This window comes from Streptomyces sp. NRRL WC-3549 (assembly GCF_000721935.1).
In the GTDB taxonomy this organism is placed as follows: domain Bacteria; phylum Actinomycetota; class Actinomycetes; order Streptomycetales; family Streptomycetaceae; genus Streptomyces.
The window spans coordinates 31,353-32,996 of sequence record NZ_KL585432.1 but is presented as its reverse complement, the minus strand read 5'-3'; the positions used below and the strand labels follow the sequence as shown (position 1 = coordinate 32,996).

The window sequence follows — 1,644 nt, the reverse complement described above, 5'->3', positions numbered from 1 at the left end:
GCGGCCCGCCGTAGTAGCGGCGGACGTAGGTGGCGGCGTACACGAGGAGGGCGGCCAGGATCAGCAGGCCGGTCCAGACGCCGAGGGAGCGGGTGTGGCTGCCCACGACGTCGTCGATGATCACCTTGGTGATGAGCGGGACGAGGGCCATCACCCCCATGCCCGCGAGGGACGAGCCGAGGGCCAGGATCACGTTGCGCCGGTAGCGCCACGCGTAGCCGCTCAGCCGCCGGGCCCACCCCGCCCGTACCGCTCCCTGCTCCGTCGCGCCCTCCACCGGTGCCTCCTGTTCCCGCCCGTCGCCCACCTGCTCTGCCGCATGTCACCAACGCGGTCAGCTGTGGATTTCATCCCGCCGCAACATTTCTCGGCCCGGGGGAGGAGAGCGGAGGGGACGGAGGGAGGAGGCACCGGTGGGGCAGCGGGTCACCGCCCCGGGCCGCCCGTGAGGTCCGCCGTGGAGATGTCCCAGAACTCGGCGTAGCGGCCACCGAGGCGCAGGAGCTCGTCGTGGCCGCCCTGCTCCACGATCCGGCCGGCGTCCAGGAAGGCGACGCGGTCGGCGCGCCGGACGGTGCGCATCCGGTGGGCGACCGTCACCACCGTCCGGCCCGCCATCAGGCGCTCGACGCCCTCGTGGACGGCCGCCTCGTTCACCGGGTCCAGCGCGGAGGTCACCTCGTCCAGCAGGACGACGGGCGCGTCCTTCAGCAGGGCCCGGGCGATCGAGACGCGTTGGCGCTCCCCGCCCGACAGCAGGGCGCCGCCCTCGCCGACGTGCGCCGCCCACCCGCCGGGCAGCCGTGCGATCACCTCGTCCAGCCGCGCCGCCCTCGCCGCCTCCCGTACCTCGGCCTCACCGGCGTCGGGACGGCCGAGGCGCACGTTCTCCTCGATGGTGCCGTCGAAGAGGTAGACGTCCTGGAAGACGATGGCGATCTTCTCCATCAGCACCTGCGGGTCGATCGCGCGCACGTCCACGCCCCCGATCCGCACCGTGCCCGCGTCCACGTCGTGGAAGCGCGCGAGCAGTTGCAGCAGGGTGCTCTTGCCCGCGCCCGACGGTCCGACGACGGCGAGCCGCTGCCCTTCCGGCACGGACAGCGACACGTCGTCGACGACCGTGCGCTCCCCCTGCCGGAAGGTGACGGACTCGAACTCCAGCGCGTGGCCCTTCGGCAGCTTCGGTTCGGCGGCCTCCGGCAGCGGTTCGGCGCTCAGCACCGTGTCGAGGCCGGCCAGCACGGAACGCGCGCCGCGCAGCCTGCCCCCGATGTCCGACAGCGACAGCAGCGGGTCCGCGCTGCGGGCGGCCAGGACCAGGATCGTGAGGACCTCCGCCACACCGGCGTCCCCGCCGAGCGCGAGGTAGGCGCCCAGTACCAGCAGCCCGGTGAACACCGCCTGCACGGCGGACATCAGGCCCACCGCCCCCGGCAGCGCCGAGAACGTGGAGCGGCGGGAGGCGCGCTCGACGTCCCGGAGCGAGTCGTCGAGCAGCTGGAAGCGTTCGGCCGTCCGGCCGCCGGCCCGCAGGACGGGCTGGGCCCGGAGGTATTCGATGACCCGCGCGGCGGCCTCGTGGTCGCGGGCGGCGCGCTCGGTGTCGCTCGCGGCCGTCGACCGGCCCGTCCGGATCTGGAT

The 1,644-nt window shown here is 74.2% G+C and carries 2 protein-coding genes; both read right to left on the bottom strand.

All coding sequences use genetic code 11. The features are described 5' to 3' along the window. Nucleotides 1-277 (bottom strand): 6TM ABC transporter family protein (locus IH13_RS0130825; RefSeq protein ID WP_031089447.1); only part of this gene is annotated, 277 nt, incomplete at its 3' end. A 149-nt stretch (nt 278-426) separates the two neighbouring features. After that, a partial coding sequence (locus IH13_RS0130820) for an ABC transporter ATP-binding protein (RefSeq protein WP_031089444.1) occupies nt 427-1,644 on the bottom strand: 1,218 nt, incomplete at its 5' end.